Below are 15,817 nucleotides of genomic sequence, written 5' to 3'. Positions count from 1 at the left end.
CGTTGTCTCCTTCGTTACGGTGCCAGGACCCGGTGCTTGAAACTTCCCTTCAAGCGCCCGATCCGCCAACCGAGGTTTCGTCCCCAGACCAATCGCCCGAACTCCGTCCGCAGTCCGGGAAGGGTCCGCATCAATTTGAACCATCCCGCCCAGGCACGGCGCCATTGGATCGGGGGCATTCCCAGCGCACGGTAGCGACGGTAAAGCAAAACATTGTACTCCGCGTAATTCCGGGACTGCCGGTAGGTCGCCCGGAAATCCTCCCGGAAGCGAACGTGCATCACCGCATCCGGAACAAAATGGAGCTCCGTCCCTTTCAATTGCAGGCGCCAACAATAATCGGTGTCATGCAAATAAGGCAGGGTTTCGTCGAATCCTCCGATCGCCTCATGGAGCGCCCGCTTCACCCCGAGCCCGCAACCGCCCGCATGACTTAAGTATGGAGGATTCAAATACGGCTGCAAACCTTCGGTTTGACGGTTGCGCCGCACCCGCCGGATCGTAGGCGAATTGAGCCGGTCCAAATCGAACCGGCTCGCCACAAAATCATACTTCAACAATGCCTCGCCCATCGCCGCCACCCATCCGTCGCCGACGACGTCGTCCGCGTCGCAAAAAGCCAGGCTCTCCCCGCGAGCCGCCGCGGCCCCTGTATTGAGGGCGAACGGCTGCCCTCTCCGTTCCGAGGCATCCACGATCCGCAGGTTCGGCAATCGCTCCCGGTAACTTTCCGCGATCGCGCGCGAGCGGTCGGTCGAACCGTTGTCGGCAAAGACGATCTCCCAGGGTTGGTCCCACTCCTGCGCGGCCAATGCCTCCAATTGTTCCGCAAGCGTCTTCGCCCCGTTGTAACAGGGTATGATTATGGTTAGTTTCATCGTGAATAAGCAGCCGTGGTTTTCATCGTTTCCATCCTTCGTCGTCTCTCTCCGAGATGCGCCCGGACAATCTTGGCCGCCAAGCCGATCGATGAGTCGGTCCGCAAAACCTCGACCCGTCGCAACGCCATGGCGGAAATATTTCGTCCGATCACCCCGGATCGGACCGTAAAAGCTCCGCGGATACCGACCCTCGCCGCCGCGGTTTCACATCGTTCATCAAACTTTCCATAAGGATACGCGAAGAACCGGGGCCGCCGCAACCCAAGGGCCGCCAAATCCTCGACGCTTCCGCCGATCTCCTTCTCCAACTCGACGGCATCCATCCGCGACAACACCGGATGCGTCCGCGAATGTGCTCCGATCTCGATCCCGTTTCGTTCGAGTTCCAGCAATCCGTCCCGGTCGAGCAACGGGGCCGTCCCGCCCCCGTGCGTCCGGTCCCATTCGTTTCGCCCGCCGATATGCCCGCTCACCGCGAAGGCCAGCGCCGGAACGTTGGCGTTTTTCAACACCGGCAAAGCATTCTCCAACAGATCCCGGTAACAATCGTCGAAAGTGATCAACACCGCCCGGCGCGGCAACCGCCCTTCCCCGGCCAGAAACGCCGCCAGCTCCGCCCCGGAAACAAACCGGCAGCCGGCCGCGCGCATGAGGTCAATCTGCCGGGCGAAGCGCTCGGGCGACACCGCATAATCGGCGAGGACACCTTCCCGCTGCGGCTCCGCGATCGAATGATAGGCGAGTGCCACCACCGACTCTCCCGCCGGTATTCCTCCCGCTTCATAGACCCCCTGCCAATATTCGCTCCAACGGGCTTCCTCCATCAACCGCTTGGTCCGGCCATCCAAAAAACCCCGCCCGACCCGGCTCACCGCCGCCTTCCGCAGGACCGCCCGGAACGGTGCCGTCGCCCGCGGCGCCCGGGCGGCCGGGATCCAGAACCGTTTGTTCCGAGGCCGGTCGCATTTTTCCGGAGGGAATATCCGGGAAATAAGTCCGGGGTGCTTTCGCACGAACGCCACATCGGCCGATCCGGCTTGCCTCCATTGCTTCAAAAAACGCTCCGGAGTCACCACATAACGTTGCCAGCTGACCGCCTTCGGCTCGAATGCCAGTCGATACCCATCCCTCAGCAGCCTGTATCCAAAATCGACGTCTTCGTTGCCGAAGGCTCCGTCCCGGGTGAAGTTCGTATCAAACCCTCCAACCTCCGCAAAGAGGCGGCGGGTGATCGAAATTTGTCCGGTCAGAAAATCATCAAGCTCCAGCTTCGCGTCCGGGTCCGCCAGGCGTTCCCGCCGTTTCTCCGCCCATCGGCCAACCCCACGGCTCAACAAGTTGACCGGCGAGTCGGGATGCAACGGAATGTCGCCCATCACCACGTCGGCTCCCTGCGAATGTCGGCGGTCGTGCCAATGGATCATCTCTGGATGAGCCTCCATGTCGTCGTCGATGAAAAGCAAAAGCTCCCCGCTTGCCGCCTGGGCCCCGTGGTTCCGCGCCGACGCCGCCCCGGCGTTCGCCTGCTCGATCACCCGCAACGGAAACGGGGGATCAAGCCGTCGCAATGCCTCGGCTGTCCCATCGGTTGATCCGTCGACGACCACAATCACCTCGAACCCTCCCGCGAATCGTTGCCGGAACAAGGCTTCGACCGATCGAACGACGGTTTCCCGGCGTTGATACGTCGGAACCACCACACTTACCCGGATCTTTCGATTCATTTGGATAAACTAACCCGGAAAGCCAAACCGGACACCTTCGTCGGGACGTTCTTCAGTCAGGAAACCACCCGAGGACTGCGATACTCCCGCCGTTGCCGGACCACCCGCCGGCGGGGTACCAATGCCTGATTCATCTCCTCCAGGCGATCGATCCCCCGACGGATCACGTCTTCAAGCGGCAGGTCGCCGAATCGTTCCCGCTCCTGCTTCACCCATAACGGATGGACATGCCGGATCTGCACCAATACACTTTCGATTCGCAGGATTTGGGCGATCGCCAACCGATGCATTCCTTTGATCTCTTTGATGATGTCCCCATCCCGGCCGATCAAAACGCAAATGTGATCATGGGCTTTATCCGGAACGTATCCATGCTTTTGCATACTCCGACAAACCTCCACATGACCCTTCATATAAGAATGAATGTCTTCCTCGCTGTTCAGCACCAATCCTTTGTTCTTATACACCAAAGTCTTCTCACGGCGGATTTCCTTCATCAAATTCACAAACCGGTGGCTTTGGGTGTAATCCAAATCATGGGCGAACAGATCCTCGATGAACAAATATCGATCACTCTCTTTGAACGCCCGCGTTTGCCGGTCCCAATCGCCCGGAAGGACGAATCGCTGACGGCTGGAATAATACGCCGCCGCGTAAAAAGCTTTCTCCCGTCGCATTCGTTCGGCCGGTGTCGCCCCCATTCGCGTGATCGCCAAGGGGTCAATCTGGATCAATAGGCGGGTGCCCAATTGATCCGGGAGGGGGTCATGCGGTTTTCCCAAAATCTTCCGAAATCCTCGGAGCATCAGGGATCGGGGGGGGCGCGTATTGAGGGCATGCATCTTCTCTTTCTGCATCATTGCTATGTTTCCATGGTAGGGGGTTATCTTGTTGGGAATCCCGGCTCAGCCAGTAGCCGCTCCGGGCCTATTAAGAAATCGTATGAATACAGCGACCAGCCCTGCCGCGCATTCTTAGGGGCTTGAGGGGAACGCTAAATCACGTCGCAGGACGGCCTGCCACGCTCGACGCGTATTCGCCTTCCTTTCCATTTCCGTCGCTCCGCGGCGCGGGTTCCAAATGTTCGCGCCACCAAGCGATCGTCTGTCTGATCCCTTGCCGAAGGTCGTAGCGTGGGACAAAGCCGACTTCCTCGCGCAGCCGTCTTACGTCCGCCAAGAGCACAGGAGGCTCACCCCGGCGGATCGGGAAGGCGTTAAGGTTGACCAGATCCGATCGTCCGATTTCGTCCGCCACGCAATGAATCAGATCCTTCAATACAATCGGACGACCGGACGCCATGTTGACCGGACCGGTTACGTCGCTCTCCACCAGCTCAACGAATGCTCCGGCTACATCTTCGACATGCATGAAATCCCGGACCTGGGTCCCCGGCGAACAATCGGCTTTCTCGCCCCTCAACAATGAGCGAACGACCGATGCGACCAACCGGGATGGATACTCACGCGGACCATAGGAAAAAAAGATTCGTCCCCACGCGGTGCTCAATCCAGTCTCCCGGGCCAGTCCAAACAAGGCGACGCGCAGAGCATCTTTGCAAGACCCATAGAGAGTCGTCGGACTCAAGGGAGTCTCCCACTCCCGGCAAAAACCGTGACTCCAATCGTATTCGAAACAGGTGCCGGCGACGACCGCCCTACGTCCCCCGTTCTCCTGAAACGATCGCAACAAACGAAGGCTCGATTCCAGCCAGGCGATGTTATCCATCGAGGTCATGTAAATCCCCGGAGTCGCAATCCACGCCATGTGCAGCAAGGCACTTGGTCGGATTCGTTCGATCAATCGTTCCGGCACCCCCGGCTCAATCAGATTCGCCCGGTGCCATCGCACATCCGGAACCGGCGCGGGCGGATTCCGGTGGTGGAGCGCATGCACCTCGTATCCCCGCTCCACCAACGGCGCGAGACAATTGCGAGCCACGAATCCATTCGATCCGGTCACGAGAATTCGCTTCGATCGACGGGAATCAACAGGGGTAATCAAGGGCTCGCTTACAGACATCGCATTGTTTGTTCTGAGGTTTAACGGGTGTTCAGAGGCTCGGATCTGCCGTGGATTCGCCGGTCCCCTTCCAATACCGGCGGCAATCCCAGTTGCTTGCGGACCTGCACGCCGCGCAAGACACAGTCATCGGTCCAATAATATTTCCATTGAGCATAACGGCCGGCCAAAAAGAGGGTCTGCCGAGAGCTCGAACGCGTCGCCGGGATCCGCCGGTCCCAATCCGACACCGGTTCCAAATCATCCTCTTCCCGCTCCAGCCCATGACGCTCCAGCCACCCCAGGACAGTGTCGAGGGCATCGCGGCGCCCATGATCGAAGATCACATTCGCCCAGGGGACCCATTTCGTATGAACGGACTCGATGTATTCCGGCGACTTGATCAGGCCCATCTCCAACAACTCGTGGCAAACCTTGTCCGCCACATGTTCCGCGGACTCCTCCATCGGACGATATTTCGAAAAATAAACTTCGACCTGAATCCCGGTCTTTCCAGCCGGCGCGTTGTTGGGCGAGAGTTTTTCCGTACAATTGATCCGGGTTGTGTATTTGTCTTCGTCATACACATAAATCCAATTCTCCGGGCGAACGGTAGGATGGGCCGCTGTCACGTTGACGATCAGCACCGAGGAACAACTTAGGGCGTTGGCCGCCTCTTGTATTTCGCCGGGAGCGTCGCTTTGCCGGATCACCACGGGAAGGGGCAGCGTGATGGCGAGTTTCTCGAACGGCCGACGTTCGCCCGTCGCGAAAAAGAGTTCGCGCTCCCGGAACGAGATCCGGGTCAACTCCCGGTTGCGCCGCACGTCAGCCCCTTCCATCATTTTGCGGGCATAAGAAACAAATCCGCCCCGGTTCGGGTACCGGATCGCCTTGATGTAATGTGTCTGCTCCGGCAACGGTCCTTTCGCTCCGTTCGTCACATCCTCGACACTCGGGAAATAGACCCGTTTTCCCACCCAATCAGTGGTCAGGTTCGCCGGTTCCGTCGTCCAATATTTCCGGGTGTATGCCGCCGGAAAGGTCTCGGCGAAGGTGCGCCCAAACGCATAATGGAGCCATTCCTGGTAATTGGCCGGAGTAAAGTCATCGGGACGTTCGCGGGCTTTTAGGAAATCGGCAACACAACGGGAACGCAATGGTTCGGGAGCCGCGTAGAGATTGGATTGGGCCGGATGTGGAATCCACTCCCCTTTGAAGTAGTTGCCGGTCACCACCGGATACTCCAGGAAATCACCCTCGACGTTTTCCGCGAACAGTTGCTTCACATACTCATGCTTCGTGAAAGATAAATGAGGTCCCTCGTCCCAGGTGAAGCCGTTTAATACCTCCGACTGTATGTGCCCGCCCGCATACGGGTTCCGCTCCCACAGTTCACAATTTCCGTGACCGGCGTGCGATGAAACACTGATGCCCGCCAAGCCGGCCCCGAGGATGGTCAGTTTATCATCCACGGCTCGCACCTCCACTGAAAGCCGCCGGAATGAAACGGGACATTACAAATCGATACGGAACGTGACGGAATCGATACTTCCGAGCGATTATGGCGAAAGCCTGCAATTTCATCGGCATATTCATCATCCGGTCGGCCTTGGTGAAATTCCTTCGGCACATCCGGTCCATCCCTTCCTTCATAAAATACTCTTTGTGCTCCGGCAGCAACTCGCACATCAAATTCACAATCGCGATCGAGTCCTCGCACCACTTGCCAATATGGGTCGCACCGCCCATCTTCGACCCGTGAATTCGATAGGAGGCCAGCGGTTCTTCCAAATCGATCCAGCCTCGCGCACTCGCCAGTTTGATGTTCGTGAGAATATCATGATAGGCATGACCTTTCGAACGGAAGCCACCGACTTCACGCAAATCCGCCGTCCGGTAAAGCGTGTTGCAAAAATAGGTGACGGCTCCCCCTTTCAGGACATTATCACAAAATGCAAAAAAATCGTTCCCGAAGTCCCGATTCGGACGGCTCTTCATCACCCCTCCCCGCGCATCGATCACCCGAGCTCCGGTTCGGACGAATCCGACCTCCTTCCCTTCCAGCGCCTCCACGCACCGGGCGATAAAATCCGGATCAATAAGGTCGTCGTCGTGCAGCAACTGGAAAAACTCTCCTTTGGCTTCGGCCAAACAGAAGTCGGCGTTCCTGTGGGGCTTCACCGCCGGATCGTGCCGGTAATAGCGGATCCGCTCGTCGCCGAAACCTTCCACCAAATCCCGGGTCCGGTCCGGAGAACAGTTATCTGAGACGATAATTTCCAGATTCGGATACGTCTGCTTCAACGCACTTTCCAAAGCCGGCCGTAAATACGATCCAGCGCGGTTGTAAGTCGGTATTCCAATCGTTACCAGAGGTTTTTCTTTCTTCATGGTCAGTAGATATTCTTAAGCTTTTCCTCCCATCCGGACTTCCCCGTCAGCGACGACCCGTTCATCCTCCGCCGGTTCGGATGCGGTCCTCGCGGTTTTTTCTGTTCCGGAGCCCGACATCAACCGTTCCATTCGGGCCGATTGTCCCAGACGGGCTCCGGCGACAATCAACCATCGAACATTAACATTCCGGTTTCGGATCTTCAGATATACCGGGGCCGCCGATTCGAACAAAATCGCCCAAAGCCGATTCACCGTGTCGCGGTCGGAATTCCGCAACGCCCGTTGAAACATCCGGGCCAGGTTGGGAAACGTTCGCAAATGGTCCTTATCCTTCGCCAACACTCTTTCCAGAAACTCCGTGTAGCCGAGATTTGATCGCTGAACGTCCTTTGAAATGCTGTCAGCGTTTTGGCGATACGACATGCTGCACATCGGGACATACACGCAGTGAATATCCTCCTGCAGGATCCGATAGTAAAACTCGAGATCCTCGGAGGAAGTCATCGTTTCGTCGAAACGGTGCCGCTCGCAGATATCCCGCGAATACAAAATGCTGTTCGTCGAGATCGGAATTGTTCCGCCGCCGAACCGTCTCCCGAGGATTTGGGCGAGGATCTCTTCCCGGGTCAAGTCTCCGACTTCCACCGGAACCCGGCGGAGCACCCCTCCCTCCCCATCGTGGAAAACCATTTCGTAATCGGAATAGACCAACACCTGGCGACAACCGGCCCCGGTCTCCGCCGCAACCTTCAGTTGTCGCTCGATTTTGTCCGGCGCGATCCAATCGTCTCCATCCAGCGTTTGGATCCAATCGCCGGTGGCCCGTTCGAATCCATAATTACGGGCCGATCCCGGTCCTCCGTTCTCCTTGCGGAAATATTGAACCCGCGAATCCTCCCGGCACAATTCCGCAGCGATCTCCGATGTTTCGTCACGCGAGCCGTCGTCGATGATCAAACACTCCAAATTCCGGTGCGTTTGATCCAGGACGCTTTGGACCGCCTGCCGAAGGTAACGGGCCGTATTATAACAAGTGACGATGGCCGTCACCTTCGATCTATTCTCGGAGGACTTCATAGGGTATTGGAGAGAGTTTAAATGGGGGTTTCTTCCGGCAACAACGCTTTCCCGGTGGCTCGCCCCAGGGGTTCCCTTCGGGAGACACCCGATTGACTGACCGCTTGGCGAAAACGTTTCCAACCGACGGGAGTAACGGGAATTTCCTGGAGGTCCGGATGAGGATAAACCTCGACCGGGTCCGCCGACCGCTTGCTCACCCGCCTGGCCTCCCACCACAACTCGCGTCTCAGCTCATCCCACCTGGCATGGCGCACCGTGACCACCGCCGGGATCAATGGCAGGTCGAGAAGCTTCGAAATGACCATGCGGTGAATCGAGTTGTCGAAAAGGAGCTCCCCGCGGCGTCCGATTTTCACACAGACTTCATCCAAAATATCAGGACTGCCCATTTCCCGCTGACTCCGGAAGCCGCCATTCTTGAGCGTATCGAAAATCCGACGGTTGCGATCCCGTTCCTTTTCGAAATTGCGCTCGGTGATGCAGAACCAAATCCGATCCGAGATGTAGCGGTTGCGGCCCGAACCGTCGTTGTAGTAACTGGTTTCCTTCAGGTCCTTCCCTTCGATCAGGAAGGCGCGCAACCCTTTGAAAATATGCCACTCCTCTAGGGGCGACCGGATCAGATCCCAATCTCCATCAATCACCCGCGCCACCATTTCGGAGGTCGGTCTCGTCTCGATCCCCCGGTTCCCGTATTCGTCGATATCGGCGTAAACCACGTCCCGGGGAGAAATCTCCAGAAAGAAGCTTCCGGCCGGCACACCGTATTTTATCCGATACCAAATCCGGCGAAAATGCGCCGGCCAGCGCGCCACCGTGTTCCCGATCTTTCTTCCTGCCCGGAAGACGAAAGCATCGCTGGTCCGGGCGGTTTTAAGATTTGTTACAATCATCCGTCTGATTCTTCTCTTTAGCGGTACAACGCCACCATCCTTTCCAGGAGGACTCTTGGATTTGCTCATCCCGAAGTTATATCAAATTCGGCGATGAAGGTAAAGCTTCGCGAGTCCAATTGGTCGAAAAATGTAACGAATCAACCTCAAGCCCCTTCCCGCATCTGACGCAGATCCGGAAATGGAAGCGTATCATCGCGCTCAAACGTCGTCGTCTTCGCTTTCGATGCCCTATCTTCATGGAATCGATCGAGAATTGCCGCGACCGTGCGGTTACCCCGCGCGTTCCAGTGGCCATCCCGGATCTTGTAATCGTCGACCGTCAGGTAACGGGCTCCGGCGATAAACGGAACCGACAGATTCCCGCAGATCTTGCCGATCGCCTTGTCGGGTTTTTCCGAATCGAATGTCTCCGTGTTCTTGCCGGGCAAAAACTTTTTCAACTGCCGGATCCCGCGTTCGCTCAATTGATATTTGTATGGAATCGTGAATACAACAAGCTCCGCACCGACCTGATCGCACAAATTCTTGGCTTCACCAATCAGATAACGGGCGGCGGAAAAGACCCGGTCGGAATACGGCGAATCCGTGCAAAGACTGGAAAAGAGGAGGCGATTGCTCGTCCCAGGGCCACCTTGCATCCAACGCTCTCCAGTGACGTGATCCGACGCGATCTCCCAGTTCTCCCCGCCTCCGGGATTCCGCACGAATGGATTGGTGTAAAACCTCGGATTGTAGGCCTTCAAATTCTCCGCCAAGTCATTCTCCACACACACGAAGAAGAGGACCGTCTTTCCCTTCAAGCGGCTGGCATACCGCTTCATCAACATCACCGCCTGCACCATGCTGTAACCGGGAGCGCCAATCGCCTTGATCCGCGGTCCGCGGGTCAGGGAAAAATAGGCCTTCCGTCCCGGCGCGCCGTATCCGAAAGCAAAAGAATCGCCAAAGGCAACGATGTCCGCCTCTTCCATCGGTTCCCGACCAGGCCATCCTTCTCCGTCGGTCTCGATCCAACACTTGTCGCCGATCCGGTCGAAATAAGGGGCCTTCAAGTTCGCCCGAGGTTGCCATCCGAGCCGCGGTTCAAACCGGAGGATCTGATCCCACTCGATCGCCCCCCAACCAACCAGCGACCGAACCGCGTTGATCATCAAATTGACTCCCCAAAGAGGAATCAACACCATCAGCGCCGGAAGTGTCAGCAGCAGGCCTCCGGTCACGTAGATTGCATTTAAAAATAGTTTCATGATTCGATTTCTCAATACAGGGTATAAGTCTCCGACGGAGCGGAGGTGTTCTTGCGGTCAAAGTCCAAGGCATGGATCATCGCCATGAAAGGGATGAGTCCGACCATCCACCAATTTCCAGTCTCCTTGATCCATTGATAGAAATTCCGGCCCCAGCTTTCTTCATCGACCGATTCGGAGAGCGATTCCCGGGTTCCTCCTCCCGCGACCGCACCCACCACCTTCGGACGCCACATCGATCCGATCTCCTCCATTCCGGCAAGATCAAGCCGACTCTTCGTCAAGCGGTTTCCCACCATCAATCCGTAAAAAACGATCGCCGACAAATAGATCCGGACCAAAGGGATAACCACCCCTCGCTGACCTTTGACGTAAAACAGATAACCCGCGCTGGCGAACCCCGGCCGCCAGACAGCAAGGGTCAGGAGTCCGCAGACCAGCAAGACCGCTCCGACGAGTAGCCCGGATGAGGGAAGGATCGTCAAATAGACAACTCCGGCGACGATCGCCACCAATATCGCCATCACGATCCAGAAGCTTGCGACCGACGTCGAGGTCGGTGTTTTTGGTAAATAGATCATACCGGTCCCTCCTTTAATCGAGCGCAATGCTCTCTTTAAATGTTTCGATTCCCGGCATCAGGCCGACCGGTTGCTCTTCCTTCAACAACAGGTAGTCGTCGACGACCAGGCAGTCCATATCGGTCGCCATGAAGCATCGATAGGCATTCTCCGGACTGCAAACGATCGGCTCTCCCCGGATGTTGAAACTGGTATTCACGATGACCGGACATCCCGTCTTTTCTTCGAATTTCTTGATCAACCGGTAATAGCGACCGTGCCGCTTTTCATCGACGGTCTGGACGCGCGCGGAATAATCGACGTGGGTGATCGCCGGCACTGTCGAGCGGGGAACGGAAACCCGCACCCGTAGATCCGGATCCCTCATCCTCTCCTTCTCCTCCGGATTCAACCGCCGCCGAAGTTCCTCCCGAACCGGCGCCACCAACAACATGTATGGACTCTCCTGATCCTCCCGGATTTCGAAGATCTCATGGGCCCGCTCCCGCAGCACGCAGGGCGCGAACGGCCGGAACGACTCCCGGTATTTGATCTTCACGTTCATCTTTTGCTGCATCTTCTCGGAGCGGGCGTCTCCGATGATGCTCCGTCCCCCGAGCGCCCGGGGCCCGAATTCCATTCGCCCCCGGAACCAACCGATCACTTTTTCATCGGTCATCAAATCAACCACCCGTTCCAACAATTCGTCTTCATCCTCGATCCGGTGGTAAACCGCTCCCATCGCGTCGAGATCGAGGCGCACCCGGTCGTCGTCGAAGGCAGGTCCCAGAAACGATCCTTTCTGGACGTCCCCTGAGACGACCTTTCTCGGCCGTCCCATTTCCTGATGCCACAACAGGAGGGCCGCCCCGAGAGAGCCGCCAGCGTCGCCGGCCGCCGGTTGAATCCAGATCCGCTTGAAAGGACCTTCCCGCAGCAGCTTGCCGTTGGCCACGCAATTCAACGCGACTCCTCCGGCCATCACCAGGTTGTCCTCGCCGGTTATTTCATGTGCGTGCCGGGCCCCGTTCAAAATAATCTCCTCGGTCACCTTCTGGATTGACGCGGCCAAATCCATGTCTTTCTGCCGGATCGTTTCCTCGGCTTTCCGCGGCGGCCCCCCAAAGAGGTCGTGAAATTTTTCCGACGTCATGGTGTGGCTCTCGCAATAACTGAAGTAGCTCATGTCCATCCAGATGGTTCCATCCGGAAAGATCCGCAGAAGTCGATCGCGGATCAAATTGACATATTTCGGCTCTCCGTAGGGAGCCAATCCCATCAGTTTATACTCACCGGAATTGACCTTGAATCCAGTGTAGTAGGTGAACGCCGAATACAGCATTCCGATCGAATGCGGAAACCGCATGTCCTGCAATAGCTGAATCCGGTTTTCCTCTCCCAAACCGATCGAACTCGTCGACCACTCTCCCACCGCATCCAAGGTCAGGATCGCGGCCCGTTCGAAGGGCGACGGATAAAAGGCCGAGGCCGCATGCGACAGATGATGATCGGTGTAGGAAATCTTTCCCCGAAACTCATTGCCCAAATTCTCCCGGATTTCCGCGGCAACCCGCATTCGCTGACCGCTCCAAAGCGGAAAAGCCTTCGCGAAAGCCCCGAACCCCTTCGGCGCATAAGCCCGCCACGTTTCAACCAATCGATCGAATTTCAAATAGGGGCTCTCGTAAAACACCACGTGGGCGACGTCCCCCATGCCGATGCCGGCCTCTTTCAAACAATAATTAACGGCGTTTTCCGGAAATCGTTCATCTCCTTTCTTTCGTGTAAACCGCTCTTCCTGAGCGGCGGCCAGAATCTCGCCATCCCTGACGAGTGTCGCCGCCGAGTCATGAAAGAATGCGGATATTCCCAGTATGTGTTCATTCGTGTTCGTGGACATATAAAATTGTTGTTACGCATCGGTCGTATCCCCTTCTGGAGAGTGCTACTCCGTTTGGGTATATGCCTCCGCCCAACGGGTCGTGCATCCTTCGACCCAAGCCTCATCTCCTTCCTTGTTCCAAAGCTTGCGCTTGACCGGGCCTCGCTTCAGCAATTCGGGGATGGTCAAAAACCGGTAATCGCCGCCCGCCTCCTTCAAGAATAGATCGAGCCCGCGAATGCAAAAATCACGATCGACCGCCCCGGCATCCCTCACGTCGTTCAAGGCGTCGTGCAACAATAAGATCGCCCCCGGTCCATTCTTGGTCCGGAGGCGATTGGCCAATTCTTCGGGAGACTGCCGGCACCAGTCCTCGACATGGGCGGTCCACCCGATCACCTGGTAACCCATCCGCAGCGAATCCAGCCTCGAAGCCAGATTCTGATGTCCGTAGGGAGGACGAAACAACCGGGGTCCGTCGCTCCGGGTCACCGCGGCACACCGGCGGATCTGCCGCCTTCGTTCCGCGGAAGAAATCCGCGGCATTGATGGATGATCCCACGTATGGTTCCCGACGGCGTGCCCTCCGTCGATCACCCGGCGAACGATTTCGGGGTGTCTTTCCGCCATCTCCCCCAGCATGAAAAACGTCCCCTTCGCGCCGTGACGTTCCAACACCTCCAACAGCCGGGGCGTATGTTCCGGGTGTGGTCCGTCGTCAAACGTCAAGGCGGCCACCTTCTCTCCGGTCGCGACTCCCGCCACGGTCCCAAGTATCCGGTTCATCGCGACACGGACCAGTTTCTCCCGGAACGAATAGCGGGATCGCTTGGCGGATTTTTTCCCTGTGTCGGGGTATTTGGCGGTGTTTTTCGTCATGTCAGGACCAAGACCATAAACGGAAACACCCCCGTCCGAAAGGAACGGAGCCCACGTTCCTTCGATTTCAGGGTTTTCCCGATCAGTCTTTTCTGCTCATGTAGTAATTGGTGTATTCAGAGTTGCGGAATCCATACCCGGAATAGTAGTGCGAAAACCGCGCTCCATTGGGCATTCCGTTCATCACCACGCCCAGCAATTTCGCCCGGGTTTCGGTGATTCGGCGGATGTTTTTCCTGACCTGCTGGCGCTCCACTTTTCCGAAATGCACCACGTAAATTGCCTCGTCGACCATCCGCGCCAACGGCAGGGCGTCGGTGAAAACTCCGAGCGGCGGCGTATCGATCAGGATTACATCAAACTCCTTCTTCAATGCCTCGATCATCCGCACCACCGAGGGAAGTTCGATCGCCTCCGTCGCCCGCTTGGTCTGGCCCCCGGAACCGAGCAGGAAGAGATCCGGCCCGACTTCCGCGATCCCCAGATCCTCCGCGGTCGGATCCCGGTCCATCGACTCGTCCGAATCGAGCCACGGCAACACGCCGCCGTTGTTCAACCGACTATGAAAGCGATGGAGCGACGGGCGTCGAAGATCGAAATCGATCATCAGGGTCCGCTTGCCATGGGCCGAGAAACAAGACCCAAGATTATTCACCACAAAAGACTTTCCTTCGCCCGGAATCGTGCTGGTCGCCAGGATCACTTTCGGGTATCCCGTCTGCGAGGTCAGTTGCATTTGACTGAAAATACTGCGAAAACTCTCGGCGGCCCGATCATCGCTTTCCTCCGCCACCACATGGGGACGTTGGGTCCGCTTGAGGTTATTGACGGTCGAGATTTCACCAAGCAACTTTTGCTGAAGGTAATCCTCGACGTCGCGGGCGTTCTTCAACTTGTTGTCGATCACCGCCAATCCGATCGGCGTGCCGAAGAAAAAGAATCCCCCCAGAAACACCATCAACATCACCGCCCGGGTGATATTCGGCTCCGACGGCGTTCCCGACGCCCGCGCCATATCGAAGACCCTCACCCGGGAATCTTCCATCTGACTCAGCAGGATCGTCTCGTCCAACCGGCCTTGGATTCGGGCATGGGTCGCCCGCACCGATTCGACCTTCCGTTGCAGCGATTCGTAATGGGCTTTTGCGTCATCGAGGGCGAGACTCTCCTGCTCCAGCCCGCTCAGTGTTTCCGACAGGCCGCTTTCGTTGTCCCTGGCGTTCTCGATCCGGTTGCGCAAGTCGGCCACCGCCAACTCAATGTTGTCGGCGATCAACTTCTCCGCCGTCTCGATCGCCCGTTGGTTGGCGATCATTTCCGGATGCCGCGCGCCGTAGCGTTGAGACATCACTTCGCGTTGTTTGCGCAGATCGTCGAGCTCATTGACCACCCGGGGAGTGGCACCTCCCGCTGTCAGCGAAAAGACCTCCAGCAAATTGCGCCCCTCCTGCTGCATCGTCTCGACCTGACGCAACCTCGCCTCCAGGCGCATCCGATCCATCCGAACCTCAGCGAGAGCCCGGTTCACCGAATCGAGTCGCCGGGCCAGCAGGTCCTGGTTTTCGTCCACCGCGACCAAATTGAATTCCCGCCGATGGTCCCGCACCGCGGCTTCGGCTTCGACGATCTGTTCGCGAAGTTCCTCCTCCCGGGCCTCCAGGAATTTGATCGCTCCATAAGTGCCCTCGTGACTCCGCTCCCGGCTAAAATCGAGGTAACGGCTGAGATAACGGTTCGCGATCAGCGCCGCCGCTTCGGAGTCGCGATGGCTGGCCCGAATTTGAATGATGAAACTATCGGGGACCGCTTCGACTTCGATTCCCTGGACCACTCCCCGCACCGACGGGCGCGGGTTGTCCGACAGGTGCGCCCGCAACAGCAGTTCCTGCTCCTCTTCGGTGAAGGAATCGATCACGTAATTCCGGAAGCTCCGGCTCCGCAATTGGTTGATATGATTCTCCAACGAGACCCGCCACATTTGACGCCCACTATCCAAACCGGTGTCCACCACATGAGGAACGTCCAGCACCCGCTCGCCTTGATCGTCCAAAATCAATTGGCCGGTCGAGACATAGAGCGGTGGTTGCGACATCATCAGGTATCCGACAAGGCCGGCAATCAAAATGGCCGCACCAGCCCCCAGGAAGAGGCGCTCGCGAATGATCACATAATAATCCCTCCAGGTCCGTAGCTCGAGAGATTGACTTTCCGCGGTCGGGTTGCCCCCATCCGCTGATCGACTGTTTTCAAATTGGCTCATAATAATGGAT

Annotated in this window: 13 protein-coding genes; all 13 read right to left on the bottom strand. The window is 57.3% G+C overall.

What is annotated here, in order from left to right:
- Nucleotides 1–14: 14 nt before the first annotated feature.
- Nucleotides 15–878 carry a glycosyltransferase family 2 protein gene (locus ACWUI2_RS17820; RefSeq protein ID WP_486984202.1) on the bottom strand — a complete coding sequence of 288 codons (864 nt, stop codon included), beginning with the start codon at nucleotides 876–878 and terminating at the stop codon, nucleotides 15–17.
- On the bottom strand, nucleotides 875–2,605 hold the full coding sequence (locus ACWUI2_RS17815) for a glycosyltransferase (protein ID WP_486984201.1): 1,731 nt from the start codon (nucleotides 2,603–2,605) through the stop codon (nucleotides 875–877). The genes ACWUI2_RS17820 and ACWUI2_RS17815 overlap by 4 nt, the downstream gene beginning before the upstream one ends.
- A gap of 56 nt (nucleotides 2,606–2,661) precedes the next feature.
- Nucleotides 2,662–3,465 (bottom strand): hypothetical protein, encoded by an 804-nt coding sequence (locus ACWUI2_RS17810; RefSeq protein WP_486984200.1) that lies wholly within the window; start codon nucleotides 3,463–3,465, stop codon nucleotides 2,662–2,664.
- A 139-nt stretch (nucleotides 3,466–3,604) separates the two neighbouring features.
- Complete coding sequence (locus ACWUI2_RS17805) at nucleotides 3,605–4,627, bottom strand: NAD-dependent epimerase/dehydratase family protein (RefSeq protein WP_486984199.1); 1,023 nt, start codon at nucleotides 4,625–4,627, stop codon at nucleotides 3,605–3,607.
- A gap of 20 nt (nucleotides 4,628–4,647) precedes the next feature.
- A complete protein-coding gene (locus ACWUI2_RS17800) occupies nucleotides 4,648–6,081 on the bottom strand; it encodes a protoporphyrinogen/coproporphyrinogen oxidase (RefSeq protein ID WP_486984198.1) in 1,434 nt (477 codons plus the stop codon).
- The gene (locus ACWUI2_RS17795; protein WP_486984197.1) at nucleotides 6,074–7,000 is read right to left on the bottom strand and encodes a glycosyltransferase family 2 protein; all 927 of its coding nucleotides are present in this window, start codon (nucleotides 6,998–7,000) and stop codon (nucleotides 6,074–6,076) included. Before ACWUI2_RS17795 ends, ACWUI2_RS17800 begins: the two co-directional genes overlap by 8 nt.
- 15 nt (nucleotides 7,001–7,015) lie before the next feature.
- Entirely contained in the window at nucleotides 7,016–8,080 is a 1,065-nt protein-coding gene (locus ACWUI2_RS17790) for a glycosyltransferase family 2 protein (protein ID WP_486984196.1), read from the bottom strand.
- 17 nt (nucleotides 8,081–8,097) lie between these two features.
- Complete coding sequence (locus ACWUI2_RS17785) at nucleotides 8,098–8,976, bottom strand: hypothetical protein (protein WP_486984195.1); 879 nt, start codon at nucleotides 8,974–8,976, stop codon at nucleotides 8,098–8,100.
- Nucleotides 8,977–9,122: 146 nt separating this feature from the next.
- Entirely contained in the window at nucleotides 9,123–10,226 is a 1,104-nt protein-coding gene (locus tag ACWUI2_RS17780) for an SGNH/GDSL hydrolase family protein (protein ID WP_486984194.1), read from the bottom strand.
- Between the two features lie 11 nt (nucleotides 10,227–10,237).
- A complete protein-coding gene (locus ACWUI2_RS17775; RefSeq protein ID WP_486984193.1) occupies nucleotides 10,238–10,807 on the bottom strand; it encodes a hypothetical protein in 570 nt (189 codons plus the stop codon).
- A gap of 13 nt (nucleotides 10,808–10,820) precedes the next feature.
- The gene (locus ACWUI2_RS17770; protein WP_486984192.1) at nucleotides 10,821–12,686 is read right to left on the bottom strand and encodes a carbamoyltransferase family protein; all 1,866 of its coding nucleotides are present in this window, start codon (nucleotides 12,684–12,686) and stop codon (nucleotides 10,821–10,823) included.
- Between the two features lie 45 nt (nucleotides 12,687–12,731).
- Nucleotides 12,732–13,547: a polysaccharide deacetylase family protein gene (locus tag ACWUI2_RS17765; RefSeq protein WP_486984191.1), complete on the bottom strand. Its 816-nt coding sequence runs from the start codon at nucleotides 13,545–13,547 to the stop codon at nucleotides 12,732–12,734.
- Between the two features lie 82 nt (nucleotides 13,548–13,629).
- A complete protein-coding gene (locus ACWUI2_RS17760) occupies nucleotides 13,630–15,807 on the bottom strand; it encodes a GumC family protein (RefSeq protein WP_486984190.1) in 2,178 nt (725 codons plus the stop codon).
- Nucleotides 15,808–15,817: the final 10 nt, after the last annotated feature.

Source organism: Verruconatronum alginivorum (genome assembly GCF_056590205.1).
This window is presented reverse-complemented; position numbering and strand designations above follow the sequence as displayed.